At 70.1% G+C, this 522-nt stretch carries 1 protein-coding gene; it reads left to right on the top strand.

Annotated features, from left to right (window positions below; translation table 11 throughout):
- Positions 1-124: 124 nt before the first annotated feature.
- On the top strand, positions 125-522 hold a 398-nt coding region (locus AC1DY5_RS58270; protein WP_478123132.1), incomplete at its 3' end, for an SDR family NAD(P)-dependent oxidoreductase.

Genomic DNA, 522 nt, shown 5'->3' with positions numbered 1-522 from the left:
GAGATGTTCCGGCTGATGCTCGAGGTCGCCAGCGGCCGCCGCAAGACCTGGGCCGAGCAGTGGAAGCTGCACAACGCGCTGGTGCTGTTCAACCCGGCACCGGTCACCTGAAGGAGAAAGAAGCATGGAAGATCTGAAGGGCCGCAGCGCCCTCGTCACCGGCGCCAGCACCGGCATCGGCGCCGCCGTCGCCATCGCCTATGCCGCCCGCGGCATGCGCGTGGCGGTCCACTACAACAGCTCGGCCGCAGCCGCCGAGCAGGTCGTCGCGACCATCCGGGCGGCCGGCGGCGAAGCCTTCGCACTGCAGGGCGACGTCCGCGACAGCGCGGCGATCCGGCGCGTGGTCGCCGAGGCCGACGAGCGGCTCGGCGGCATCGACGTGCTGGTCAACAACGCCGGAAGCCTGGTCAAGCGGGTGCCGATCGCCGACTTCGACGACGCGCTGTTCGACGAAGTGCTGCACATCAACGCCCGCTCAGTGCTGGCCTTCTGCCGCGAGGTGGTGCCGCTGATGCGTGC

This window comes from Variovorax sp. P4_D9, assembly GCF_056401695.1.
Note: the sequence above shows the minus strand (reverse complement) of the source record. Positions and strands in the feature narration are given on the sequence as shown.